The sequence below is a fragment of the Mycobacterium sp. IS-1264 genome (assembly GCF_001954195.1).
Classification (GTDB): domain Bacteria; phylum Actinomycetota; class Actinomycetes; order Mycobacteriales; family Mycobacteriaceae; genus Mycobacterium.
Map to the genome: position 1 here is coordinate 21,679 of NZ_MBES01000057.1, position 22,976 is coordinate 44,654.

Sequence of the window (22,976 nt, forward strand, 5' to 3'; positions counted from 1 at the left end):
AAGACCACGAGGGGGACGAGTGACCGACTCGTACTACGAGCTCATCGCGACGGACGCGGTGGGCGAGAAGTTTCGGGCCACCGACCTGGCGCGCGGCACCTGGTCGGCGGCGATACAGCACGGCGGGCCGGTATCGGCGCTGCTGGTGCGGGCGCTGGAGCGATGCGAGCAGCGCGACGACACCCGCCTGTCCCGGGTCGTCATCGACCTGTTGGGCGGGGTCCCGGCCGAGGGCGACCTGTGGGTCAGCGCGCGGATGCAACGCGGCGGCAAACAGATCGAACTGGTCGGCGCCGAGATGCTGGCCCCGGGTCCCGACGGCGAACTCCGGCCGGTGGCGCGTGCCAGCGGATGGCGGTTGCAGCACCAGGACACCCGGCCGGTGGCGCACGCCGCGGCCCCGATGCCCCGACCGCGTTCCGAGGCCCGCGACCGCAACCTCAAGGCGCGGGACTGGGACCGCAACTACGTGCACAGCCTGGACTGGCTGTGGCTGACCGAGCCGCTGAGCGCGGGCCCGGGCGAATCCTGGATCAACCCGACCGTGGACCTCGTCAAGGGCGAGACCATGACGCCGCTGGAACGGCTGTTCGCGGTGGCCGACTGCGCCAACGGCATCGGCAGCAAATTGGACATCAGCAAGTGGACGTTCCTGAACACCGACCTGGCCGTGCACGTGTTCCGGATCCCCGACGGTGAGTGGATCGGCATTCGCGCGGAGACCAGTTACGGGCCGGACGGAATCGGGACCACGGTCGGCACATTGTTCGACGAGCAGGGCGCGGTCGGCGCGATTCAGCAGTCGGTGCTGGTGCGCAGCCGGCCCCGGCGGGAAGCGAAGAATTCGTGACACGTTTGCGCGACTTCGTAGGGTTTCTCTTATGAGCCATCCGGTCCAAACGGCGGAGTTCGACACGTCGACGCGACAGCGGATCCTTTTGGCGACCGCCGAGGTGCTCGGCCGCAACGGCAAGACCAAGCTCAGCCTGTCCGAAGTCGCGACCCAGGCCGGGGTTTCGCGGCCCACGCTGTACCGCTGGTTCGCGTCCAAAGAGGAGCTGCTGTCGGCGTTCTCGCAATACGAGAGGCAGCTCTTCGAAAGCGGTTTGGTCAAAGCCACGGCGGGCCTCAAGGGCGTCGACAAGCTCGACGCCGTGCTGCGCTTCATCGTCGAGTACCAGCATTCGTACTCCGGTGTGCGCATGGTCGACGTGGAACCCGAGCACACCATCGCCCAGTTTTCCCACGTCATCCCGCAGATGCGCGATGGGCTGCAACGGCATCTGCCCGGCCCCAACGCCGCGGTCAAGGCGGCGACGGTGATCCGGATCGCCATCTCGCACTACATCGTGCCCAGCGATGACGCCGACCAATTCCTCGCGCAGCTGCGCCACGCCGTCGGAATCAAGGCGACCTAGTCGAACAACACCGCCGCATTGAGATAGCCGGTCGGGTCGAGGGCGGCCTTGACCGCCCGCATCGCGGCGATGTCGGCGGGTTCGCGTGACATCCCGAGATAGGGCCGCTTCAGGCTGCCGACGCCGTGCTCCGAGCTGACGTTGCCCCCGCACTGCGCGATGAGACCCATCATCGGCTCGTAGAGCGCCGGCTCGCGCTCGGCCGGGCAGCGCAGGACGTTGAGGTGCAGGTTGCCCTCGCCGATGTGGCCGAACAACACCGGCAGCGCGTCGGGCACGCGCGCGTGGACCAGCGCGACCGCCTCCCGGGCGAACCCGCCGATGGCGGACAGGGGTAGCGACACGTCGAACTTCAGCGGGGGCCCGTACACACCGAGCACCTCGGCCAGGGATTCGCGAACACGCCACAACCGTTGCTGCGCAACCATATCCACGCCCACGGCCGGCTCGCCGCACATCTGCACACCCTCGAGCAGACCGGCGAGGCGATCGGTCAGATCGCGGTCGGCGGCCAGCTCCACCAACAGCAACCAGTCGCCCGACACCGGCGCACCGACCCCGAGGTGCTCGCCGGTCAGCGCGGCGGCGCGACGGTCGATCAATTCCAGCGCGGCGATGCCGTCCACGTCCCGAAACGTCCGACCGGCTTCGACGAGCGCCTCGAGGTCGGCGAACCCGCAGACCGCCGTCACGCGATGCGACGGGGCGGCGTGTAGCCGCAGATCCAGCGCGGTGATGACGCCGAGGGTCCCCTCGGCGCCCACGAACAGCGCCGGCAGGTCGTAGCCGGTGTTGTCGCTGCGCACCAGGCTGTGCCGGCGCAGCAGCGATCCGTCGGGCAGCGCCACTTCCAAACCGACGACCTGCTCGCCCATGTTGCCGTAGCGGACCGTGCGCAGCCCGCCGGCGTTCGTCGAGGCCATGCCGCCGACGGTCGCCGTGTCCCGGGCGGCCAGGTCGACTCCGAACACCAAACCCGTTGCGGCGACGGCATTTTGCACGGCGGCCAGCGGGGCCCCGGCGCCCACCTCGACACGGCGCTCGACGGTGTCGACAGCACCGAGGGCGTGCAGCCGCTCGGTGGACAACAACACGTCGTCGTGCTCGGGAACGGCGCCGGCCACCAGCGAGGTGCGGCCGCCCTGCACCGTGACGTGCGCCCCGGCGTCGCGGCACACTCGCAGCACCTCGGCGACCTGTTCGGCCGAGCCCGGCCGCACCAGCGCGCTGGCCCGGCCCCGGTAGCGCCCGGTGTGGTCGACGCTTCGGCCGGCCAGCACGTCGGGGTCGGTGACGACGTGGTTCGATCCGACCACGTCCGCCAGGTTCCGCAGCATGCTCGCGGTTATAGCACCGCCCTAAAACTCCTTGTGATTCACGTCGGTGACCAGCCCGCCGTCCATCACGTACTCGCTGCCGGTGGAGTAGGACGACTCGTCGCTGGCCAGGAAAAGCACGAACGTCGCGACTTCCCGGACCTCGCCCGGACGCCCGAGCGGGATCGTCACCATGTCCTCGGGCAGATGCGCGGTCATCGGGGTGCGGATGAACCCCGGGTGCACCGAGTTCACCCGAATGTTGTGCGGCGCCAGCTCCAGTGCCGCCGACTTCGCCAGCCCGCGCACGCCCCACTTGGACGCGACGTAGGGGTGCACCATGGGCGCACCGCGCAGGCCCTCGATGGACGACACGTTGATGATCGAGCCGCCCCCGGCGGCGATCATCGGCTCGACCGCGACCCGCATGCCCAGGAACGTCCCGGTCAGGTTGACGTCAATCACCTTCTGCCACTTGGCCAGATCGAAGCTCTTCAGCGGGCCGAGCGCGACGGTTCCGGCGTTGTTGACCAGCACGTTGAGCTTGCCGAATTCGCCGACCGCGGTGGCGACCGCGGCGTCCCACTGGTCGGGCTGGGTGACGTCGAGGTGCACGTAGCGCGCGGAGTCACCGATCTCGTCGGCCAGCGCCTTGCCCTGGTCGTCCAGAATGTCGCCGATCACGACCTTGGCGCCTTCCTCGACCAGCAGGCGCGCATCTTCGGCTCCCATACCGCCGGCGCCACCGCTGATGAGCGCAACTTTGCCGTCTACCCGACCCACGCGGGTCTCCTTTCGTTAGGTGGTCACCAAAGTGCTTGGTGCGTAAAGGCCTTTGCCGGTTACCAGCGGCAGATCGAGTGTGGTCCGAATGCCCGGCGGCGCGGCGACCACCGCCGGGATGGCGTTGACGATGCGGCCCGCGGCGCCGACGATCGCGGCGTGGTTGTGGTCGCCCTTGCGGCTGCTCGGGACGATGTCCACGGCATACGACGGTTCCCCGGTGATCTCGACGCGATACGAGCCGCCGCCGGAAGCGGGTTGCGGCCAGTCAGGCCGCAGGTCGGGTCGCAAGCGCGTGATGTGCTCGACGACGATGGCCGGATGCCCCTTCGACATGCCGTGGATCTCGAACTGCAGCGCGGCCTGCGTGCCCTTGGCAACGCGGCCCACCGCGATGTCGAAGTCTTCCGGCGCCGGCTCACGCTGGATCGACTGGGTAATCTCGTCGACCTCAATACCAAGGCCGGCCGCCAGCTGCCGGATTGCCGTTCCCCAGGCGAAGGTGAGCACGCCCGGTTGCAGCAGCATCGGCACGTCGTCCAGCGGCCCGCCGAATCCCATGTAGCGCATCACTTCTGCGCCGTCGTAACTCGCGTAGTCGGCGATCTCCATGCAGCGGACCTGCTCGATGCGCTGACAGGTCCCGGAGAGCGCGAAGGGAATGAGGTCAGTGATGAATCCCGGGTCGACTCCGGTGATGAAGATGCTCGAATTCCCTTGCTGCGCCGCATCTTCCACTCGGGTGATGTACTTGTCGGGCATCACGCCCCACGGGTATTGCAGCAGCCCCGGTGACGACCCGACGACGTTGATTCCTTCGGCCAACATGCGCATGACGTCTTTCATCGCGTCGGGTATCCGGGTGTCACCCATGGCGCAGTAGACGACGCAGTCGGGCTTGGTAGCCAGAATCTCGTCGAGACTTCCGACGGCCTTGATGCCCGTGCTGACGCCCGCGTCCAGGCCGACGCCGCACAGTTCTCCCGCGTCCTTGCCCACCTTCTCCGGTGTCGACACGCACACCCCCGTCAGTTCGAACTGCGGGTTGGTGATGAGTTCGGCCAAGGCTAGGCCTCCGACATTTCCGGTGCCGACGTGCGCGACGCGGATCGCCATCAGAGTCTCCGTTTCGTAGAACACTGGAAAACTTTTCTAGACACTAGTCCATAATTTCTGGCCCGCCCACCGGGGCTGAGCCCACGACGCCGAAAGACGTCGGAAACCTGAGTAGTCTTACCCTTCTCGACGAACCGCGCGCCGCCGCATGCTGGTGCACATGACAGTTCCCAATGGCATGTCGAAGAACACCGTCGCCTTTTTCATTCAGGCCGCCGTTGCGTTCGGCATCAGCCTCGTGGCCGCGCTGGGCGGGATCTTTTTCCTTCCGCTCGACCCCTGGCAACGGATGTTTCTCGGCATCACCGTCTTGTTCCTGGTCTCCAGCGCGTTCACCCTGGCGAAGGTGATCCGCGATCAGCAGGAGGCCGCGACTGTGCGTGTCCGTCTCGATGAGGCGCGGATGGAGAAGCTCCTTGCCGACTACGACCCATTCGCCGCTGCGAGCTGACGCTGTAAGCCCTTGCGGCTGGCCAAGTTTGCTTGTGACTACAGCGGATCCGCGCTGCGACCTATGCTGAGCCGGATGGCGACTCATGCTCCGGACCCGACGGCGCCGCTGTGGCGCGCGGCGCAGGTGTTTCGCCTGCTGAGCTGCGTCTACGCCCTGGGCTTCCAGATCGCAGTGAATGCGGATCTGCGCCGGCCAGTGCTCGGCTGGGTGCTGTTCGCGGTGCTGCTCGGCTGGAGCGCGGCCTGCGCGATCGCCTACCTGCGCGGGTTCGGCCGACGGCCGGCGTGGGTGATCGCCGAGATCGTCGTCGTCGTCGTGCTCATGTGGTCCAACAAGCTGGTCGCCACCGGACACTGGGCGTCCGAAAATCAGACCTGGCCGACGACATTGTGGGCCAGCAACCCGACGATCTCGGCCGCCATCCAGTTCGGTCCCGTCGGCGGGATGTTGACCGGCCTGGCGGTGATGGCCACCAACTTCGCCGTCAAGGACTACTTCGACCTCAACCTCGGACACAACGCCACGATCATCATCGAGCTGGCCATCGGCATGGCGATCGGCATGGCTGCACAAACCGCGCGACGGGCCCATGAAGAGCTGCAACGGGCGGCCCAGTTGTCCGCTGCACTGGAAGAACGCGAGCGGCTGTCCCGAGAGGTGCATGACGGCGCCATCCAGGTTCTCGCGCTGGTCGCCAAGCGCGGCCACGAAATCGGCGGTGCTACAGCCGAACTGGCGAATCTCGCGAGTGAACAGGAACGCGCGCTGCGGCGGTGGGTCACCTCCGCCGGGTTCGACCAAGACGGGGACACGACGACGGTCGATCTGCGCACGCTGCTACGCCGCCGGGAGTCCGATGGAGTATCGCTGAGCTTGCCGGGCACGTCGGTGCCGCTTCCACATGCGGTGGCAACCGAACTCGACGCCGCGGTGGGCAACGCCCTGGACAATGTGCGAGCGCACGCGGGCGCGGGCGCCCATGCCTTTCTTCTCCTGGAGGACCTCGGTGATTCGGTGACGGTAAGCGTTCGCGACGACGGTGTCGGCATCGCGGCGGGGCGCCTCGACGAAGCGGCCCGCCAGGGACGGCTCGGGGTTTCCAAATCGATTGTGGGACGGCTGACGTCGCTGGGCGGTCGCGCCCAACTCAACACAGCCCCGGGCGAAGGCACCGAGTGGGAGCTGTGCGTGCCGCGCCGGGGAGGACGTCATGACCGGTGACGCCGCGACACGGGTGATGGTCGTCGACGACCATCCGATTTGGCGCGACGCGGTTGCCCGCGACCTCGCAGAGGATGGGTTCAACGTGGTCGCCACCGCCGACGGTGTGGCGGCCGCCCGCCGGCGCGCCGCCGCGGTGAAACCCGATGTGGTGGTGATGGATATGCGGCTCGCCGACGGCGACGGTGCACAGGCGACCGCCGAGATCCTCGCGGTCTCGCCGTCGTCCCGGGTGCTGGTGCTGTCGGCCTCGGACGAGCGCGACGACGTGCTGGAGGCCGTCAAAGCCGGGGCCACCGGATACCTGGTCAAGAGCGCCTCCAAGTCCGAACTCGCGGAAGCGGTCTCGGCAACGGCGGCGGGGCGGGCCGTGTTCACCCCCAGCCTCGCCGGACTGGTGCTGGGTGAATACCGGCGCATCGCCCAGAGCACGGACTCGACGCCGGCCCGTCCCAGCTTGACCGAACGCGAGACTGAGGTGCTGCGCTATGTCGCAAAAGGTTTGTCCGCCAAGCAGATTGCCGAAAAGCTCACATTGAGCCACCGCACCGTCGAAAACCACGTCCAGGCGACGTTCCGCAAGCTTCAAGTCGCCAATCGGGTGGAATTGACCCGCTACGCCATCGACCACGGCCTGGACAGCGATCCGTAAGGAGTAGAAGCGTGCCCGAGACGATCAAGGTGGTTGTGGACCGTAACTCGGTCGCCATGGGCGATGATGTGGAGTCACACCTTGAATTCTGGATATTCCCCGCGTCGGCCACCGTCGACGACCTGCTGACCGAGATTTCGGCGCATTACCTTCCGTCAGTTGCCGGGCCCGCGGGCTGGGAAATAAACATCGACACGCATGAGCGCCGTCTCGGCCGTGCTATCGGCCTGATCTACAAGAGGGATGACCTCAAGCAGCAAGCTCACGTCTGCAGGCTGACGCCCGGGCGGACAATGTTGCGCTCGCTGACGCGTTTGGCCGAACTCGGTGTCTACGCCAACTACTTGAGCGGGGACAAAGCGCGACCGGTAGCGCTCAGCGAAATGACGGCCGGCCCCGCCTTTACCGGGTCTCGGCCCACCAAGCTGGAATCCGAAGCGCAAGCGCAAGCAAACACCGATTGGGTGCTGATGCGCGAGCTCGACCGCCGCGCCGCGGCCATCGAAATCGCGCGAGTCGACTGGGTTCGCGCGACGCTGGCATCGCGCGCCGTACCGCCGCCGGGTTCTGACATTTTCATCGCCCGCAACTTCCACTTCCTGACCGAGCTTCATTGCCCCGCCAGTTTGAACATCGCGGCTAGCCTGCTCGGAACGGACGAATCCCTCGACGAGGGCGTGGACGCGCTGCCGAATGTCGACGACCGCGCCGCGACGGTGACCCTGGCGATGGTGTTGGCCGCGTTCGAGTGGGGGACTCGACGGCAGAGATGGCAGGTCGGCGAGCGGCCGTACTGCAGGGCCTACTTCGAATTCCTCGCGAGGTGGGGGTACCAGCTGTCGCCGATCGAACAGGTCATGGCCGGCCATATGACAGTCGAGCAGTTCCGATTCTCTGCGAATGACCTCGCGAAGCTCGACCGCATCAGACAACTGCGCGAAGCGCAATACACGGCCCGCGTCCGCCGCTATTACGCCAAGACCCTTAGCGACGAGGAGTACCAGGCCGCTATTCGACCCATCCACGACGAGCTAACCGCGCTGGGCGAAAAGCCGGGACCCATCTAGCACCTCAGCGGCCGTGCCGGCCGGCCAGAAAACGAGCCCCGACGAGAGCCGCCACCATCGTCGTCACGCAGACGAGACCGTCGCCCTTGAGACCCCACCGGATCGCCGCCAGAGTCGCCACTCCCGCTACGCACAGCAGCGCGCCGACCGCCGCACCCCGCACAAGGGAGGTGATAGTCGGGCTTCCGTCCCAACCCGGCAGCGGGGTGTTCTCCAGCGGCCGCAGCACCACAAACAGCACCGCCACCATGGCCGCCATCAGCAGCAGCTGCAGCGCGCTCAGCGCAACGAAGTCGGACTGACCGGGGTAGCGCGGGTGGCCGACGTAGTCGAAGAGCAGGTGCATGCCCAGCAAAGCGGGCATGTGCCACAGGTACAGGGTCATCGCCCCGGAGTTGCCGAGCGCCGTCCACCACCACACGCGCGGGCGCTGCGCCCACCGGCCGATCGCGGGCATCGCCGCAATTGCCAACGCGCTCAAGATGATTGCGTGTCCGGCGAGCAGCAATGACGGTGGACTCGTGTTGGAAAGGCGGTGATCACCGGTTCCGACCATGCTGATTTCATACGGCCCCCACCGCACCAGTGCGACGTTGATCGCGAGCAGCGCGGCCGCCGTCATCAGCGCGGCGCGGCGGGTGAGCAGCCGACGGCGGTAAGCGACGCCGAACATGGCCGGGATGAGCCAGACCGCGAGGTTGAGATAACCGAGCGCGGAAGCGGCGGCCCAGTGCAGCCTGATGGCGTCGATCGCCGCGATGGCTGCGTAGACCACGCCCACTCCCGCAGCGAGGCGGGTCGGAGTGCTGATCCGAGCCAGCGCCGGCATCGCCGCCAGCACCAGCACGTAGGCACCCAGGAACCACAGCAACTGAATGCTGACGCCGGCCACGGGCTCGTAGACGTGTTGGGGCAGAGCCCAATACAGCGCGGCGAGTGCAACGGCCCAAAAGGCGAAGTAGTAGAAGACCGGTCGGAACAGCCTGGTGCAGCGCTTCATCAGCCAGTCGCCCCAGTTGGCGCCAGGCCGCCAGGATGACAGACACGCCGCGGCGCCGGCGAAGAAGAACAGCGGCATGATCTGAAAAATCCAGGTGAGGGCCTGAAACACCGTCGAGGTCGTCAGCAGGTTGTCCCAGATGAGCACGTGATTGCGGATGATGCTGATCGCCATCAGGGTGTGGCCGGCCACCACGCCGACCAGAGCCGCGATGCGAATGACGTCGAGGGCGCGGTCGCGGTCGGCGGGTGTGCGTGCGGCCAACTCGGTGGGGCCGGGGACGCCGAGGGAAGATCTCACGTCGTTTGTTCCTTTTCGGTGCACGGAAGTGAAAGTGATTGCAGCCGTGCCGCGATGGCACCTGGAAAGCATCGCCGAGCGGCGAGCCCGCAGTCCCGCGCAGTTCTACGCGTCAGGCGTGAGTAGTACTACTCAAGTTGTCGTGGGCCCCCGCACCGGCCGCAGACGGTCAACCAAACGCGGGACTTCCCGCAGGCAGCGTCTTATGCTCGTTTTTGCTCGCAGTCGGAAGGGATGAGGGCGGGGAGATGTCGTACGTAGTCACCACCCCCGAGATGTTGGCGGCCGCGGCCACCGATGTGGGAAACATCGGTTCGGCGATCAGCACCGCCAGCTCGAACGCAGCCGGCCCGACCACCGGTTTGATCCCGGCGGCCGAGGACGAGGTGTCGATGGCCATCGCGAAGCTATTCGGCGCGTACGGCCAGGAGTATCAGGCGCTCGTCTCGCAGGCTTCGGCGTTTCACGACGAGTTCACCCAGGCGCTGGCCGCCTCGGGCAACGCCTATGCGGAAGCCGACGCGGCAAATTCGGCCCTGATGCTCGGGCCGGCGAACCCCCTGAACACCATCGCCTCGCCGATCCAGATGCTGTTCGGGCAACCGGCGCTCACGGGAGGGTCCAGTGGGGCCAGCGCGATGACGTCGATGGCGTCGATGTCCAGGGCGGCCTCCGCGGACCCGCTGATCGCATTGATCATGGGCGGCACCGGCAACCCGACACCCAACCCCGCCTACGTGACGAGCATCTTCAACTCGTACATCCAGCCCAACCCCCTCTTCGCCGGGGCCACCCCGCAGGGCCTCTTCACGCCCGAGCAGTTCTGGCCCATCACCCCCAATCTCGGAAACCTGACGTACGGCCAGTCCGTCGCGCAGGGCACCGGCCTGCTGAACGACGCGCTGGTCGGCCCCAGCGGGGTGCTCACGCAGGGCAACAGCGCCGTCGTCGTCGGGTACTCACAAAGCGCCGCCATCGCGAACAACGAAATCAACGCCCTGATGGCGGCGGGCTCGCCCTATCAAGACCAGCTGTCCTTCATGCTGCTGGCCAATCCGAACACCCCTGACGGCGGCATCCTGTCGCGCTTCCCCGGCTTCTACCTCCCGTTCCTGGATGTGCCGTTCAACGGTGCGACGCCGCCGCTCTCGCCGTACCTGACCAGCATGTACACGATCCAATACGACGGCATCGCCAACGCCCCGCAATACCCGCTCAACCTCGTGTCGGACGCCAACGCCGTCGCGGGCTACTTCACCCTGCACAGCACCTATCCCACACTTTCCGCCGCGCAGGTCGCCAACGCCGTGGCCCTGCCGACGTCACCCGGCTACACGGGCGCCACCCAGTACTACGAGTTGCTGACGCAGAACCTGCCGCTGCTGCAGCCGATCCGCGATATCCCGTTCCTCGGCAATCCGCTCGCCGACCTCGTCCAGCCCGACCTGCGGGTGCTCGTCGACTTGGGCTACGGCTCCTACGGGCCCGGCCTCAACTACGCGAACATTCCCACCCCGGCCGGCCTATTCGAGGTCGTCAACCCGTTCACGACCGGGCCCGACCTCCTCCTCGGCGCCGTGCAGGGACCCCAGTCCGCGCTGGTGGATCTCGGGCTGTTGCCGCAGTCGGCAACCCCGACCATCTATCCGTATGTCCCGTCGATAGACCCGAACCTGAACTTCTTCCTGGGCCAGCCGAGCGTGACGGGGCTGTCGCTACTCAGCGGCGCCGCCGGCGATGTGCTGCATTTGATTCCGCCCATCCACTGAGGGCCTTGACACCATTGTTTAGCAGCACCTAAATTTAGCGAGTGCTAAATGATGCTGGTCCGCCCGATCCCATCCTGCTGTACCGCGCCGCGACGGATAGAGCCGTCGCGGTTGTGGAGGCCGTCGCGCCCGACCAGCTGACCTGGCCGACGCCCTGCTCGGAGTGGACGGTGCAAGACCTCATCGATCACCTGGCCGGCGGGGCGGAGTACCTGCTGGCTGCGGCAACGGGCGCGGAGCCGGTTCCAGCCAAGGGCGCCGCCGGCACCGATTACCGAATGCGTGTGGCCCGCGTGCTGAGCGCCCTCGAATTGCCCGGCGCACTCGAGCGCGTCTGTGTCTCCCCGCTCGGCTTCGACTGGCCCGTGGCCGACGCCGTGGCCGGCACATTTATGGACGTGCTCATCCACACCTGGGATCTGGCCCGCGCGACGGGACAGGACGAGCGGCTTGATGCCCGCCTAGTGGAAGCGTGTTCGGCGATGTTCCTCCCCGAAATGCCAAGGCGCGGACGGGAAGCGGGGATCGTCGGCCCCGAGGTGGTGCTGGGCGAGGGCGCGTCTGCGCAGGATCGGCTGCTGGCGGCGATGGGCCGCACACCGTGACCGAGCCGGCCGTCGAGGATGCCATCAGGGCGCTGGCCCATCCGGGCCGGCGGACGATGCTGCGGTTGGTGTGGGATCAGGAGCGAACCGCATCCGCTCTCGCCGAGGCCGCGGGCCTGTCGAAATCGGCCGCGAGCCAGCATCTCAAGATATTGCGCGACGCCGGATTGGTCGACGTGCGAGCCGACGCGACCCGGCGGCTGTATCGCGCCGACCTGGCCCGGGTCGCCGAGGTGGCAGCGCTGCTCGACGATTTCTGGGCCGCGCCGCTAGAGCGCCTGCGCGCGGCGGCGGAAACCGACGCGCCATGAAGCTGGTCATACAACAGCTGGTGGTGCAGGCGAGCGCCGAGCGCGTCTTCGAATTGTTCACCGACCCAGTGCAATTCGGGCAATGGATGGCCGAGGACGCGGTCCTCGACGCCATCGCGGGCGGCGTCGTGCGCTGGACACACCCCAACGGCGACACCGTGTCCGGCCGCTACGTCGAAGTTGAGCGACCCCGCCGGATCGTGTTCACCTACGGTTGGGAGCGCGCCGACGTCGGAATCCCGCCGGGGTCAACGACCGTCGAGATCGACCTCATTTCCCAGCCCGACGGCAGCACCCTTCTCAAACTGGTGCATCGCGGACTCGAAGGTGGCGCCGCGGACGCCCACCACGGCGGCTGGGTTCACTACCTCGACCGGCTGCGCCGCACGGCCGAAGGCGAAGACGTCGGCAAGGATCCATGGGCCGACCGTCGGGTGCCAAGTCGCCAGGAGCTACGTCGATGAGCGACGGGTTTACCGAGGCCGACTTCTGGGCAGTCGCCGAACCGCTGTTGGCCACCGCCACGGTCACACGCTCGACGATGATGGGCCTGCCCTGCTTGCGGTCCAACGGCCGGTTCTTCGCGTCTTTCGACCGGCGCACCACCGCCCTTGTCGTCAAGCTGCCCGAAGCCAGGGTCAACGAACTGATCCGATCCGGTGAGGCCGAGCCGTTTGCGCCATCTGGTCGCCGGTTTCGCGAATGGGCGTCCATTGACGCCGGTCGTTCCGAAACCTGGTCCTCGCGTCTTAACGAAGCCTTGGAATTCGTTGCGGCCCCGTGAGGTTCGGGGTGAGATTTTAACGGTCAGGTAGCAGCGCACGCACCCCGCGGAGGAGTGCAAGGGCATGTTCGGCGTCGCCGCTGCGTGCCCTGGCCAGCGCGCCGAGGACGCCGGCCTGAAGGGCATCGGCCAATCTCGCCGGCGAGGAGGGCGTGGCCTGCGCGAGCTCGCCCGCGGCCACCGACCGGCGCAGTGCCCCACGCAGGCCGCGGCGCATGCGTCGCAGGTGCCCGTCGGTCAGGCTTTTGATGCGGGGATCCCGATTGATCGGATCGCGCATGGTCTCCACCGCCAGGCAGCCGGCGGTGCCCATCGGCCCGCGGATGAGTTCCTCGACTTCGTCAAGAAACGCGTGCACGTCGGCGGCACCGGCGCGGCCGCGTTCGAGGGGAATGAGCATTGCACACGCCGAGTCGACATAGTTCTGCAGCACGGTGTGCATGATGTCTGCCTTGGTACCGAAGGAGCGGTACAACGTCGAGGAAGACAGTCCCGTCGCGGCCAGCATCTCCTCTTGTGTAGCCGCGTCATACCCCTTGCGCCAGAACAGCATCAGCAGCGCATCGAGCGCATGCTGACGATCGAACTGCGGCGGCCGTCCGGGACGACGCTTACTTACCGTTGACATTTGGAGTGAGTTTACTCAATACTGCCAACAAACGCATTCGGAGTTACATGACTCAATAATCAAGGGAGGTCGCGGTGCTGAATGTGGGCGACAAGATCGACGCAAGGGTCCTGCGAACGATCGCCGACACCGACGTCACGTTGCCAGCACCCGACGCAACGGTGCACCTGCAGTTCCGGCGTTTCGCCGGGTGCCCGATCTGCACCTTGCACATGCACGAACTGAGTCGGCGTCATGACGAGATCGAATCCGCCGGCGTCACCGAGGTGGTGGTGTTTCATTCCGCCGCCGACGCGCTTCGCCGCTACCAGGCCGACCTGCCTTTTGCGGTCGTGGCCGACCCGGATCGCAAGCTGTACAAGGAATTTGGGGGCGAATCCTCAATCGCCGCTACCATGCACCCACGAGCGATGCTCGCCGCCGCGCGGGGCATGCGGTGGTCCAAGGTGAGCGGTGCGATCGGACGGGGAGAGAACCACTTCGGCAAACCGGCGGATTTCCTGATCGGCACCGACGGCACCGTGTTGGCATGCAAATACGGCGCGCACGCCGACGATCAGTGGTCAGTCGATGAGTTGCTCAAGCTCGCGAAGGGCCGCTAAGGCCCGAGCGGCGAATTCTTGCGGATCGTTTCGTCGCGGATCAGCCCGCGCAGCAGGGCGGTGCTGAACTCGGCGGCGATTTCCTTCGCCGTGCGGCGGCCGCTCGGCCGCAGCCAGCGGTAGCTGCCCAGCGTCATCCCGATGTAGCCCAGCGCCACCACATGAGAGTCGCACTCGTAGAACTCGCCGCTGGCGATGCCGCGGTCGATGAGGCCGTGCACGTGCTCGTAGACCTGGGCCTCCTTCTCGCGGACCTCGGCGACCTGCTCGGTGGTGAACCACTCGGTGATGTAGGGCTGCTCCTGGAAGTACACGGCGGCCCGCTCGGGATTGCTCGCGATGCCGGTGAGCAGCCGGACGGTGTACTGGTAGAGCGCCTCGCGGGCCGTCCAGGACGGATCGTCGTGCACCGCGGCCAGCGTGCCCTCGGCCGCCTGGCGGTAGATGTCGAACAGGATCAGCGACTTGCTGGCGTAGTAGTGGTAGACCGTCGCCTTGTTCAGGCCGATCACATCGGCAACGTCGTCCATCCGGGTGCCGTGATAGCCGCGGGCGGCGAACAGCTTGGTGGCAACGGCCAGCAACTCCTCGCGGCGTGTCAACCCGTTGGGGGTGATGCTGTCGGATGTCATCTGTACTCACTATCGTCGCTGCCGGCGGGGCCGGATCTGGGTTCCGGCGGGTCCGGATGAGGCAAATTATCAATCAACTGGTTGGACAGTTTAAGGCCTCGGGGACGCTCGCCCGCCTGTCGCACCCGCGACGAGGGGACTAGACTGCGATCGGAATTGTCGCAAGTCGAGAGGTGGGGACGATGGATCCGAATCCGGATTACGACGCAAGCGACGAACTCGAGTTCTTCATGCGGTACTTCACCTGGGGGTTGCGGGGCGTTCAGGACGGCAACGGCTACCCACCGCCCGCCTATCCGCCGGTCTAGAGGCCCGCTATAGCGCTTTGAGTTCCTCGGCGACCTCGGTCACCGATTTCTTCGCGTCGCCGAACAACATCGTGGTTCCCTCGGCATAGAACAGCGGGTTGTCGATGCCCGCGAATCCTGAATTCATCGACCGCTTCAGCACGATCACCGACCTGGCCTTGTCCACATTGAGAATGGGCATGCCGTAAATCGGACTCGAGGCTTCGTTGCGGGCCGCCGGGTTGGTGACGTCGTTGGCGCCGATGACGATCGCGACGTCGGTGCGGGCGAACTCGTCGTTGATGTCGTCCATGTCTTTCATGGCGTCGTAGTCCACCTCGGCCTCGGCCAGCAGCACATTCATGTGCCCGGGCATGCGGCCGGCCACCGGGTGGATCGCGTACTTGACCGGCACGCCCTTGTCCTCCAGCAGCGAAGCCATGTCCTTGACGGCGTGCTGTGCCTGCGCGACGGCCAGGCCGTAGCCCGGGACCACGATCACCTGGTTGGCGTAGGCCATCTGGATCGCCGCATCGGAGGCCGATGTGGACTTGACGTGCTTGTCGCCGCCGCCGTCGCCGCTGGGCGCCACGCCACCGCCGCCGAAACCGCCGGCGACGATCGCGGGAATGGATCGGTTCATCGCCTTTGCCATCAGGTTGGTCAGGATCGAACCCGAGGCCCCGACGATCATGCCCGCCACGATCATCGCGGTGTTGTTCAACGCCAATCCCGCCGCGGCGGCTGACAACCCCGTCATCGCGTTGAGCAGAGAGATGACCACCGGCATGTCGGCGCCGCCGATGGGCAGCACCACCATCAGGCCCAGGACCCCGGCCGCCGCCAGCAGGCCGACCATCCACCACAGCGACACCCCGCCGCTGCCGGGATGTGCGTCCAGGCCGATGACCACGGCGGCCGCGACAGCCGCGGCCAGCAGCAGCACATTGATCGGTTGCTGGGCTCTGCCGAAACCGATCGGCGATCCGGAGATGATCTCCTGCAGCTTGCCGAACGCGATGATCGATCCCCAGAACGAGATCGACCCGATGATCGCGGCGAACAACGACGCCACCACGATGTGCACGGTCGGCGACTCGTGATGCTGGAAGGCCGAAAAGCCCGATGTCTCAATGAATTCCGACAGCGCGATGAGCGCGACCGTGCCGCCGCCGACGCCGTTGAAGAACGCCACCAGCTGGGGCATGGCGGTCATCTTGGTCAGCCGCGCCGGCGGAACACCGAGCACGACGCCCACCACCAGGCCGGCGATGATCAACACCCATTGGTCGGTGTGCCGGATCTTTACCAGCGTCGCCGCCACCGCGATGGCCATACCCACCGCGGCGATCAGGTTGCCGCGCACCGCGGTCTTGGGGCCCGTCAGCCCCATCAGGCCGTAGATGAACAGCGCGAAAGAAATGATGTACAGGCCGATTACCAGGTAGTTCATTTGGCCGCCGGCTCCTCGGTCTTCGCTTGGGGCACTGGCTTTTTGCCCTTGAACATGCCGAGCATCCGGTCGGTGACGATGAAACCGCCGATGACGTTCAGCGTCCCGAACACCACCGCCACGAACAGGATGATCTGCACGGCCAGCGACGGGTGCTCGACCTCACCGAACACCACCAGCGCGCCCAGCACCACGATCCCGTGGATGGCGTTGGTCCCCGACATCAGCGGCGTGTGCAGCGTGTTGGGCACCTTCGAGATCACCGCGAACCCGACAAACCCGGAGAGCACCAGGATCGCCAGATTGGCCAATAGCTCGTCGTACATCTAGGAGTCCTCCCCGGCTGTCTTGCGCCGCTCCTCAGCATCGCTGCGCCCCCCTCGCCGCTCCGCGGCTGGGGGCGCCCCCACTGCATCGTCGCCGGCGCGGGTCACGCACGACTCCGAGATGACCTCGTCGTCGAAGTCCGGCGCCAGCTTCCCGTCCTTGATCAACAGATCCAGCAGCGCGGTGATGTTCTTGCTGTAGAGCTCGCTGGCGTGCTCGGGCATCGTCGCCGGCAGGTTCAGCGGCGACGCGATGGTGACGTCGTGCTTGACCACCGTCTGGCCCGGCTCGGTCAATTCGCAGTTGCCGCCGGTCTCACCGGCGAGGTCGACGATGACGCTGCCGGGTTTCATCGCCTCCACCGCCGCGGCGGTCACCAGACGCGGCGCGGGCCGGCCCGGCACCAACGCCGTGGTGATCACCACGTCGAATCCGCTGATCGCGTCTTCCAGCGCCTTCTGCTGCTGGGCGCGTTCGTCTTCGGTGAGCTCGCGGGCGTAGCCGCCCTCGCCCGCCGCGTCGATCCCGACGTCGAGCCACTGCGCCCCTACCGAACGCACCTGGTCGGCCACCTCCGGGCGGACGTCGTAGCCGGTGGTCCGCGCGCCAAGCCGCTTGGCCGTCGCCAGCGCCTGCAGCCCGGCCACGCCGACACCGAGCACCAGCACGGTCGCGGGCTTCACGGTTCCCGCCGCAGTGGTCAGCATCGGGAAGAATCGGGTCGACTCCGAGGCCGCCAGCAACACCGCCTTGTATCCGGCCACATTGGCCTGCGACGACAGCGCGTCCATCGCCTGGGCCCGCGAGATCCGCGGGATGGCCTCCAGCGCGAATGCCTGCACCCCGGCCTGCTTCAGCGCGCCGATCGCGTTGTCGGCATTGCGCGGCGCCAGGAAGCCGATCAGCGTCTGGCCGCTGCGCAACCTGCCGATCTCGTCGGCGGTCGGCGGCGCTACCTTGACGACCACGTCGGCAGCCCAGGCGTCCCCGATGCTGGCTCCGGCCTCGGTGTAGAGCCCGTCGGGAAGCAGCGCGCCTTCACCCGCACCGGACTCGACCACCACCGCCAAACCGCTGTTCACCAGCGACGCGACCGCCTTCGGCACCAATGCGACGCGCCGCTCTTCGGCCGCGGACTCGGCGACCACCCCCACCGTCGTCTGCGCATCTGTCATAGCGCGTGCATCTACTTTCCTTACTTTGGGCTTCGCGCAGACACCCTATCGGTCGGCTACCAGAGCGGAATCTCTTGGCCATGCTCTGACGCCGGGCGGGGGCCGAAATAGCGGCGCTCGGATTCGTCGATGGGGACGTCGTTGATGCTGGCTTCGCGGCGGGCCATCAACCCGGACGGGGCGAACTCCCACAGTTCGTTGCCATAGCTCCGGTACCACTGACCTGCCTCGTCGCGGCACTCGTATTGGAACCGCACCGCGATGCGGTTGTCGTGGAAATCCCACAGGCTCTTGCGCAGCGAGTAATCGAGTTCGCGCTGCCATTTGCGGGTCAGAAACGCCACTATCTCTTCCCGGCCGACGATCCGTTCGCTCCGGTTGCGCCACTGCGAGTCCGGCGTATAGGCCAGGCTGACGCGCTCCGGGTCGCGGGTGTTCCACGCATCCTCGGCTGCCTGCACCTTCTGCAGCGCGGTCTCGAGGGTGAACGGCGGGAAGGGCGGGCGGCTCTCAGCGTCGGTCATGGCTTTCATCGTGCGCCGAGCAGACACAGAATCGCACTAATCCGCACTGCAGCATGCGATTCTGCGTCTGCTCGCGCCATCCAATAGCACGTGTCCTATCGTGACGGACATGGACTTCGCGATGTCGGCCAAAGCGAGCGACTACCACAAGCGGCTGTCCGACTTCATGACCGAGTATGTCTTTCCGGCCGAGGCCGATTACGACAAATACCGCCACGAGGCCGGCCCGAACGACCACACCGTTCCGCCCGTCATCGAGGAACTGAAGACCAAGGCCAAAGCGGCCGGCCTGTGGAACCTGTTCCTGCCGGCCGAGTCGGGCCTGACCAACCTGGAATACGCCCCACTGGCGGAGCTGACCGGCTGGAGCCTCGAAATCGCACCCGAGGCGCTCAACTGCGCGGCACCCGATACCGGCAACATGGAAACGCTGCACCTGTTCGCCACCGACGAGCAGCGCAAGCGGTGGCTGGAGCCGCTGCTGGCCGGCGAGATCCGCAGCGCATTTTCGATGACCGAGCCCGCGGTCGCCAGCAGCGACGCGCGCAACATCGAGACCTCCATCGTGCGCGACGGCGGCGACTACGTGATCAACGGCCGCAAGTGGTGGACCTCGGGTGCGGCGGACCCGCGCTGCAAGATCCTCATCGTGATGGGCCGCACCAACCCCGAAGCGGCCAGCCACCAACAGCAGTCGATGGTCCTGGTGCCGATCGATACGCCGGGCGTGACGGTCGTCCGCTCGACGACGGTCTTCGGTTACCAGGACCAGCCCGGGCACTGCGAAATCATCTACGACAACGTCCGGGTACCGGTCACCAACCTGCTCGGCGAAGAGGGCGGCGGGTTCGCGATCGCCCAGGCGCGGCTGGGGCCGGGCCGCATCCACCACTGCATGCGCGCGCTCGGCGGGGCCGAGCGGGCCCTGGCCCTGATGGTGCACCGCGCGAACACCCGGATCGCATTCGGCCGTCCGCTGGCCGACCAGGGTCTGGTCCAGCAGGCAATTGCCAAGTCGCGCAACGAGATCGACCAGGCCAGGCTGCTGTGCGAGAAGGCCGCGTGGACCATCGACCAGCACGGCAACAAGGCCGCCCACCTGCTGGTGTCGCAGATCAAGGCGGTCGCGCCGCAGGTGGCCTGCGACGTCATCGACCGTGCCATCCAGGTGCACGGGGCCGCCGGCGTCAGCGAGGACACGGCGCTGGCCCGGCTGTACGCCTGGCACCGGGCGATGCGGATCTTCGACGGACCCGACGAGGTGCACATGCGGACCGTCGCGCGCACCGAACTCGGCCGGGAGCAATCCGCGCTCGCGGCGGCGGTCACGTCGCATGCCTGAGGCCGCCATCCGGGAACTGCCGGGCGCCTGGAACTTTCGGGACGTCGCGGATTCCGCGTCCGTCTTGCGGCCCGGGCGGCTGTTTCGGTCCAGCGAGCTGAGCCGCCTCGATGACGAGGGCCGGGCAACGCTGCGCCGGCTCGGCATTACCGATGTCGCCGACCTGCGCGCGACCCGGGAAGTCGCGCGCCGCGGTCCGGGGCTGGTTCCCGACAGCGTCGAAATCCATTTGCTGCCCTTCCCGGATCTCGGCGAGGACGACGCCGGCACCGACGACCAGGCACCGCACGAACACGCGTTCCAGCGCCTGCTCACCGGCGAAGGCGCCGACTCTATGTCGGTCAACGAGGCCGCCGCCCGCTACATGATCGACGAATACCGCCAATTCCCAACGCGTAACGGGGCGCAACGCGCGCTGCATCGCGTCATCACGCTGCTCGCCGGAGGACGCCCGGTACTCACGCACTGCTTCGCGGGCAAGGATCGCACCGGCTTCGTGGTCGCCACCGTGCTGGAGGCGATCGGCGTCGATCGCGACACCATCGTGGCCGACTTCCTGCGCAGCAACGACGCCGCACCGCAGCTGCGGGCCCGCATCTCCGAGATGATCGCGCAGCGCCAACAAACCGAATTGACCCCGGAAGTGGTGACCTTCACCGAGGCGCGGCTGTCCGACGGAGTCCTCGGCGTCCGCGCGGAATACCTGGCCGCCGCCCGCCAGGCCATCGACGAGGAATTCGGATCGCTGGACGGCTACCTGCGCGACGCGGGCATCTCCGCGGCCGACGTGGACCAGCTGCGCGACGCGCTGCTCGCCTGAGTCAGAGCTTGAATCCGGCCTTCTGCGCCGCGGAAAGGTCGGTGATGTCGCTCCACTGGGCGGCGATGTCCTGAACCGACGGCGGCTTGTCGAAGTTCACGCCGTCGTTCTGGAACAGCGCCACGCGTTGCACCTTGCCGCCGCCGACGACGAAAACCGATGCGCTGTCGGCACATTCCTCGGTGCACAGGTAGGCCACCACGGGAGCGACGAACTCCGGCGTGAGCTTCTCCAACACCTCGGGCGGCATGATGTCCTGGGTCATCCTGGTGGCCGCGATCGGGGCGACCGCGTTGGCGTTGATGTTGTACTTGGCGCCCTCCAGCGCCAGCGTGTTGATCAGGCCGACCAGGCCGAGCTTGGCCGCGCCGTAGTTGGTCTGACCGAAGTTGCCGAACAGGCCACTGGTGGAGGTGGCGACGACCACTCGCCCATAGCTCTGCTCCCGGAAGTGCGGCCACGCGGCGCGGATGACGTTGTACCCGCCGTAGAGGTGCACCTTGAGTACGGCGTCCCAGTTCTCGAACGACATCTTGTGGAAGGTGCCGTCGCGCAGGATCCCGGCGTTGCTCACCACACCGTGCACCGCGCCGAACTCGTCGAGCGCGGTCTTGATGATGTTCTCGGCGCCCTCGGGCTCGGCGACGCTGTCGTAGTTGGCGGCCGCACGCCCACCCGCGTCGCGGATCTCCTTGACCACCTCGTCGGCCATGTTGTGGCCGGCGCCGGTGCCGTCGCGGGCCCCACCGAGGTCGTTCACGATGACGCTGGCGCCTTCGGCGGCGAGGGTCAGGGCGTATTCACGGCCCAATCCCCCACCGGCTCCGGTGACGACGATGACGCGATCCTGCACTCCGGGCATCAGGTTCCTCTCTGCGGTGAAAATTTGTGTTTAGCAAGCGATTTGGCGCAACCGGGATGTCAGAACATCCTGCGGGCCATCTTGAAGGCCCGCTCGGTGTAGGGCGGGTAGATGAAGCTCGACAGGTCGGGTCGCGTCGGCTTGGTCAGCACCGACTTGCGGTGGCTGAACTCCTCGAAGCCATAGCGGCCGTGATACGCGCCCATGCCCGACGCGCCGACCCCGCCGAACGGCAGCTTGGCCGTCGACACCTGGAACGCGAGATGGTTGATCAGCATGCCGCCGGCCGGCACCTCTTTGATCACCCGCTCGCGGGTCTCGCGGGTTTTGGTGAATAGGTAGGCGGACAGCGGCTTGGGCCGCGAATTGACGAAACGTATTGCGTCGTCCAGGGATTGGACGGTGACCACCGGCAACACCGGCCCGAAGATCTCGTTGCGCATCAGCGGGCCGTCCGGATCCGGATCGACGACGACGGTGGGCTGGATGCGCAGGCTCGACGCGTCGCACGCCCCGCCGACCGCGACCTTGCCGTCCCCGCCGGACAGGTAGCCGCTGATGCGGTCGAACTGACGCTGGTTGACGATCCGCATGCCGTTCGGCTTGTCCGACGTGAACTTCGTGATGGCGGCGCCGATCTTGTCCACCAGCTCGTCGCGAATCTTGGCATCCGCCAACACGTAGTCGGGAGCGACGCAGGTCTGCCCGGCGTTCAGCAGTTTCATCCAGGCGATCCGCTTGGCAGCGACTTCCACGTCGGCGTCGGCCGCGACGATCACCGGGCTCTTGCCGCCGAGTTCGAGCGTGCACGGCGTCAGGTGCGGCGCGGCGCCCTCGTAGACCTTGCGGCCGATCTCGGTGCCGCCGGTGAACAGCACGCGGTCCAGTCCCTGCGCAATGAGCGCCTGGCTCACCGAGCCGTCGCCCTCGACCACGGCGATCGCGTCGTTGTCGAGGTATCGAGGCACCAGCTCGGCCATCAAGTGCGCCGACGCCGCGGCGATCTCCGACGGCTTGAGAATGACTGCGTTCCCCGCGGCGATCGCGCCGACGGCCGGACCCAGCGTCAGGTAGAACGGGTAATTCCAGGCACCGATGATCAGCACGGTGCCGTAGGGCTCGTATTCGATCCAGCCGCGGCCCGGAAGCTGCGGCATCTCGAGCAATTGGTATTTGCGCTTCGTCCAGCGGCGAACCTTCTTGGCCGCGTACTTCGCCTCGCCTGCGGTCGTTGCGACGTCGGCGATGAACGCCTCGAACGGGCTGCGGTCCAGATCTTCTGACAGCGCGTCGGCGATCGCGGCCTCGTTTTCTTCCATCAGCTTGGCCAGCTGCAGCAACTGCTGCTTGCGCCATTCGACGTCCCGGGTGCGGCCGGTGGCGAAGGTCTTGCGAAGCCGGTCCACGGTCGCGGCGACGTTGTCCGGTTGAGCTGCCGGGGCCCCGTTGGACTCAGATGTCTTCGGCGTAACCGATTCGGTGGTCATCATTGACTTCCTTCCCGGAGGCTGCCCACCGCTCGTCGCGC

27 protein-coding genes are annotated in these 22,976 nt (G+C 66.9%); 15 read left to right on the top strand and 12 right to left on the bottom strand.

The window, feature by feature from the left end; genetic code table 11:
- The first annotated feature begins 19 nt into the window (after nt 1-19).
- Nucleotides 20-850, top strand: a complete 831-nt coding sequence (locus tag A5744_RS12035) for a thioesterase family protein (RefSeq protein WP_076061243.1) — start codon at nt 20-22, stop codon at nt 848-850.
- A 31-nt stretch (nt 851-881) separates the two neighbouring features.
- Nucleotides 882-1,418, top strand: coding sequence for a TetR/AcrR family transcriptional regulator (locus A5744_RS12040; protein ID WP_076061245.1), 537 nt, complete (start codon nt 882-884; stop codon nt 1,416-1,418).
- Here A5744_RS12040 and A5744_RS12045 read toward each other — a convergent pair.
- Genes A5744_RS12045 through A5744_RS12055 form a run of 3 tightly spaced genes read right to left on the bottom strand, consistent with a single transcriptional unit; the run spans nt 1,415 to nt 4,633 of the window.
- The gene (locus A5744_RS12045) at nt 1,415-2,755 is read right to left on the bottom strand and encodes an FAD-binding oxidoreductase (protein WP_076061247.1); all 1,341 of its coding nucleotides are present in this window, start codon (nt 2,753-2,755) and stop codon (nt 1,415-1,417) included. The two genes, A5744_RS12040 and A5744_RS12045, sit on opposite strands and share 4 nt — an antisense overlap.
- A 21-nt stretch (nt 2,756-2,776) precedes the next feature.
- Nucleotides 2,777-3,517 (bottom strand): glucose 1-dehydrogenase, encoded by a 741-nt coding sequence (locus A5744_RS12050; protein ID WP_076061249.1) that lies wholly within the window; start codon nt 3,515-3,517, stop codon nt 2,777-2,779.
- 15 nt (nt 3,518-3,532) lie between these two features.
- Nucleotides 3,533-4,633, bottom strand: coding sequence for a diacylglycerol kinase (locus tag A5744_RS12055; RefSeq protein WP_076061393.1), 1,101 nt, complete (start codon nt 4,631-4,633; stop codon nt 3,533-3,535).
- A gap of 160 nt (nt 4,634-4,793) precedes the next feature.
- On the opposite strand from A5744_RS12055, the gene A5744_RS12060 reads away from it, so the two are divergent.
- The 4 genes from A5744_RS12060 (at nt 4,794) to A5744_RS12075 (ending at nt 8,027) form a co-directional block, all read left to right on the top strand.
- Nucleotides 4,794-5,084, top strand: coding sequence for a YiaA/YiaB family inner membrane protein (locus A5744_RS12060; protein WP_076061395.1), 291 nt, complete (start codon nt 4,794-4,796; stop codon nt 5,082-5,084).
- A gap of 63 nt (nt 5,085-5,147) precedes the next feature.
- On the top strand, nt 5,148-6,308 hold the full coding sequence (locus A5744_RS12065; protein ID WP_076061251.1) for a DUF5931 domain-containing protein: 1,161 nt from the start codon (nt 5,148-5,150) through the stop codon (nt 6,306-6,308).
- Nucleotides 6,298-6,960: a response regulator transcription factor gene (locus A5744_RS12070; protein WP_076061253.1), complete on the top strand. Its 663-nt coding sequence runs from the start codon at nt 6,298-6,300 to the stop codon at nt 6,958-6,960. Before A5744_RS12065 ends, A5744_RS12070 begins: the two co-directional genes overlap by 11 nt.
- Nucleotides 6,961-6,971: 11 nt before the next feature.
- Complete coding sequence (locus A5744_RS12075; RefSeq protein WP_076061255.1) at nt 6,972-8,027, top strand: hypothetical protein; 1,056 nt, start codon at nt 6,972-6,974, stop codon at nt 8,025-8,027.
- A 4-nt stretch (nt 8,028-8,031) separates the two neighbouring features.
- Here A5744_RS12075 and A5744_RS12080 read toward each other — a convergent pair whose 3' ends face one another.
- Nucleotides 8,032-9,327 carry an acyltransferase gene (locus A5744_RS12080; RefSeq protein ID WP_076061257.1) on the bottom strand — a complete coding sequence of 432 codons (1,296 nt, stop codon included), beginning with the start codon at nt 9,325-9,327 and terminating at the stop codon, nt 8,032-8,034.
- Between the two features lie 248 nt (nt 9,328-9,575).
- On the opposite strand from A5744_RS12080, the gene A5744_RS12085 reads away from it, so the two are divergent.
- Genes A5744_RS12085 through A5744_RS12105 form a run of 5 tightly spaced genes read left to right on the top strand, consistent with a single transcriptional unit; the run spans nt 9,576 to nt 12,796 of the window.
- The gene (locus tag A5744_RS12085) at nt 9,576-11,096 is read left to right on the top strand and encodes a PE-PPE domain-containing protein (protein WP_076061259.1); all 1,521 of its coding nucleotides are present in this window, start codon (nt 9,576-9,578) and stop codon (nt 11,094-11,096) included.
- Nucleotides 11,097-11,137: 41 nt separating this feature from the next.
- Nucleotides 11,138-11,701 (top strand): TIGR03086 family metal-binding protein, encoded by a 564-nt coding sequence (locus tag A5744_RS12090; RefSeq protein ID WP_083679281.1) that lies wholly within the window; start codon nt 11,138-11,140, stop codon nt 11,699-11,701.
- The gene (locus A5744_RS12095; protein ID WP_076061261.1) at nt 11,698-12,012 is read left to right on the top strand and encodes a metalloregulator ArsR/SmtB family transcription factor; all 315 of its coding nucleotides are present in this window, start codon (nt 11,698-11,700) and stop codon (nt 12,010-12,012) included. Before A5744_RS12090 ends, A5744_RS12095 begins: the two co-directional genes overlap by 4 nt.
- Complete coding sequence (locus A5744_RS12100) at nt 12,009-12,476, top strand: SRPBCC family protein (RefSeq protein WP_076061263.1); 468 nt, start codon at nt 12,009-12,011, stop codon at nt 12,474-12,476. Before A5744_RS12095 ends, A5744_RS12100 begins: the two co-directional genes overlap by 4 nt.
- On the top strand, nt 12,473-12,796 hold the full coding sequence (locus A5744_RS12105) for a hypothetical protein (protein WP_205866304.1): 324 nt from the start codon (nt 12,473-12,475) through the stop codon (nt 12,794-12,796). Before A5744_RS12100 ends, A5744_RS12105 begins: the two co-directional genes overlap by 4 nt.
- A 16-nt stretch (nt 12,797-12,812) precedes the next feature.
- Here A5744_RS12105 and A5744_RS12110 read toward each other — a convergent pair whose 3' ends face one another.
- Nucleotides 12,813-13,424, bottom strand: coding sequence for a TetR/AcrR family transcriptional regulator (locus A5744_RS12110; RefSeq protein WP_083679282.1), 612 nt, complete (start codon nt 13,422-13,424; stop codon nt 12,813-12,815).
- 74 nt (nt 13,425-13,498) lie between these two features.
- On the opposite strand from A5744_RS12110, the gene A5744_RS12115 reads away from it, so the two are divergent.
- Nucleotides 13,499-14,026 (top strand): peroxiredoxin-like family protein, encoded by a 528-nt coding sequence (locus A5744_RS12115; RefSeq protein WP_139331320.1) that lies wholly within the window; start codon nt 13,499-13,501, stop codon nt 14,024-14,026.
- On the opposite strand, the gene A5744_RS12120 is transcribed toward A5744_RS12115, so the two are convergent.
- A complete protein-coding gene (locus tag A5744_RS12120) occupies nt 14,023-14,658 on the bottom strand; it encodes a TetR/AcrR family transcriptional regulator (RefSeq protein ID WP_076061267.1) in 636 nt (211 codons plus the stop codon). The two genes, A5744_RS12115 and A5744_RS12120, sit on opposite strands and share 4 nt — an antisense overlap.
- A gap of 182 nt (nt 14,659-14,840) precedes the next feature.
- On the opposite strand from A5744_RS12120, the gene A5744_RS24405 reads away from it, so the two are divergent.
- The gene (locus A5744_RS24405; RefSeq protein ID WP_139329499.1) at nt 14,841-14,966 is read left to right on the top strand and encodes a hypothetical protein; all 126 of its coding nucleotides are present in this window, start codon (nt 14,841-14,843) and stop codon (nt 14,964-14,966) included.
- Nucleotides 14,967-14,973: 7 nt separating this feature from the next.
- On the opposite strand, the gene A5744_RS12125 is transcribed toward A5744_RS24405, so the two are convergent.
- Genes A5744_RS12125 through A5744_RS12140 form a run of 4 tightly spaced genes read right to left on the bottom strand, consistent with a single transcriptional unit; the run spans nt 14,974 to nt 18,424 of the window.
- Entirely contained in the window at nt 14,974-16,398 is a 1,425-nt protein-coding gene (locus A5744_RS12125) for an NAD(P)(+) transhydrogenase (Re/Si-specific) subunit beta (RefSeq protein ID WP_076061269.1), read from the bottom strand.
- Entirely contained in the window at nt 16,395-16,724 is a 330-nt protein-coding gene (locus A5744_RS12130; protein WP_076061271.1) for an NAD(P) transhydrogenase subunit alpha, read from the bottom strand. The genes A5744_RS12125 and A5744_RS12130 overlap by 4 nt, the downstream gene beginning before the upstream one ends.
- Nucleotides 16,725-17,900, bottom strand: a complete 1,176-nt coding sequence (locus tag A5744_RS12135) for a Re/Si-specific NAD(P)(+) transhydrogenase subunit alpha (protein WP_276206966.1) — start codon at nt 17,898-17,900, stop codon at nt 16,725-16,727.
- 56 nt (nt 17,901-17,956) lie between these two features.
- On the bottom strand, nt 17,957-18,424 hold the full coding sequence (locus A5744_RS12140; protein WP_076061402.1) for a nuclear transport factor 2 family protein: 468 nt from the start codon (nt 18,422-18,424) through the stop codon (nt 17,957-17,959).
- A gap of 121 nt (nt 18,425-18,545) precedes the next feature.
- Here A5744_RS12140 and A5744_RS12145 point away from each other — a divergent pair, with 121 nt between their 5' ends.
- On the top strand, nt 18,546-19,766 hold the full coding sequence (locus A5744_RS12145; protein WP_076061403.1) for an acyl-CoA dehydrogenase family protein: 1,221 nt from the start codon (nt 18,546-18,548) through the stop codon (nt 19,764-19,766).
- Nucleotides 19,759-20,586 (top strand): tyrosine-protein phosphatase, encoded by an 828-nt coding sequence (locus tag A5744_RS12150; RefSeq protein WP_076061273.1) that lies wholly within the window; start codon nt 19,759-19,761, stop codon nt 20,584-20,586. Before A5744_RS12145 ends, A5744_RS12150 begins: the two co-directional genes overlap by 8 nt.
- A gap of 1 nt (nt 20,587) precedes the next feature.
- Here A5744_RS12150 and A5744_RS12155 read toward each other — a convergent pair whose 3' ends face one another.
- The gene (locus A5744_RS12155; RefSeq protein WP_076061275.1) at nt 20,588-21,448 is read right to left on the bottom strand and encodes an SDR family oxidoreductase; all 861 of its coding nucleotides are present in this window, start codon (nt 21,446-21,448) and stop codon (nt 20,588-20,590) included.
- 59 nt (nt 21,449-21,507) lie between these two features.
- On the bottom strand, nt 21,508-22,938 hold the full coding sequence (locus A5744_RS12160) for an aldehyde dehydrogenase family protein (protein ID WP_076061277.1): 1,431 nt from the start codon (nt 22,936-22,938) through the stop codon (nt 21,508-21,510).
- Between the last annotated feature and the right edge of the window lie 38 nt (nt 22,939-22,976).

What these genes read in the sequence shown, in the direction of transcription:
- A5744_RS12040 (WP_076061245.1), top strand. Translation starts at nt 882, where the DNA reads ATGAGCCATCCGGTCCAAACGGCGGAGTTCGACACGTCGACGCGACAG.
- A5744_RS12125 (WP_076061269.1), bottom strand. Translation starts at nt 16,398, where the DNA reads ATGAACTACCTGGTAATCGGCCTGTACATCATTTCTTTCGCGCTGTTC.
- A5744_RS12070 (WP_076061253.1), top strand. Translation starts at nt 6,298, where the DNA reads ATGACCGGTGACGCCGCGACACGGGTGATGGTCGTCGACGACCATCCG.
- A5744_RS12105 (WP_205866304.1), top strand. Translation starts at nt 12,473, where the DNA reads ATGAGCGACGGGTTTACCGAGGCCGACTTCTGGGCAGTCGCCGAACCG.
- A5744_RS12130 (WP_076061271.1), bottom strand. Translation starts at nt 16,724, where the DNA reads ATGTACGACGAGCTATTGGCCAATCTGGCGATCCTGGTGCTCTCCGGG.
- A5744_RS12150 (WP_076061273.1), top strand. Translation starts at nt 19,759, where the DNA reads ATGCCTGAGGCCGCCATCCGGGAACTGCCGGGCGCCTGGAACTTTCGG.
- A5744_RS12160 (WP_076061277.1), bottom strand. Translation starts at nt 22,938, where the DNA reads ATGATGACCACCGAATCGGTTACGCCGAAGACATCTGAGTCCAACGGG.
- A5744_RS12055 (WP_076061393.1), bottom strand. Translation starts at nt 4,633, where the DNA reads ATGGCGATCCGCGTCGCGCACGTCGGCACCGGAAATGTCGGAGGCCTA.
- A5744_RS12120 (WP_076061267.1), bottom strand. Translation starts at nt 14,658, where the DNA reads ATGACATCCGACAGCATCACCCCCAACGGGTTGACACGCCGCGAGGAG.
- A5744_RS12060 (WP_076061395.1), top strand. Translation starts at nt 4,794, where the DNA reads ATGACAGTTCCCAATGGCATGTCGAAGAACACCGTCGCCTTTTTCATT.
- A5744_RS24405 (WP_139329499.1), top strand. Translation starts at nt 14,841, where the DNA reads ATGGATCCGAATCCGGATTACGACGCAAGCGACGAACTCGAGTTCTTC.
- A5744_RS12110 (WP_083679282.1), bottom strand. Translation starts at nt 13,424, where the DNA reads ATGTCAACGGTAAGTAAGCGTCGTCCCGGACGGCCGCCGCAGTTCGAT.
- A5744_RS12045 (WP_076061247.1), bottom strand. Translation starts at nt 2,755, where the DNA reads ATGCTGCGGAACCTGGCGGACGTGGTCGGATCGAACCACGTCGTCACC.
- A5744_RS12100 (WP_076061263.1), top strand. Translation starts at nt 12,009, where the DNA reads ATGAAGCTGGTCATACAACAGCTGGTGGTGCAGGCGAGCGCCGAGCGC.
- A5744_RS12155 (WP_076061275.1), bottom strand. Translation starts at nt 21,448, where the DNA reads ATGCCCGGAGTGCAGGATCGCGTCATCGTCGTCACCGGAGCCGGTGGG.
- A5744_RS12135 (WP_276206966.1), bottom strand. Translation starts at nt 17,900, where the DNA reads ATGACAGATGCGCAGACGACGGTGGGGGTGGTCGCCGAGTCCGCGGCC.
- A5744_RS12140 (WP_076061402.1), bottom strand. Translation starts at nt 18,424, where the DNA reads ATGACCGACGCTGAGAGCCGCCCGCCCTTCCCGCCGTTCACCCTCGAG.
- A5744_RS12085 (WP_076061259.1), top strand. Translation starts at nt 9,576, where the DNA reads ATGTCGTACGTAGTCACCACCCCCGAGATGTTGGCGGCCGCGGCCACC.
- A5744_RS12145 (WP_076061403.1), top strand. Translation starts at nt 18,546, where the DNA reads ATGTCGGCCAAAGCGAGCGACTACCACAAGCGGCTGTCCGACTTCATG.
- A5744_RS12065 (WP_076061251.1), top strand. Translation starts at nt 5,148, where the DNA reads ATGCTGAGCCGGATGGCGACTCATGCTCCGGACCCGACGGCGCCGCTG.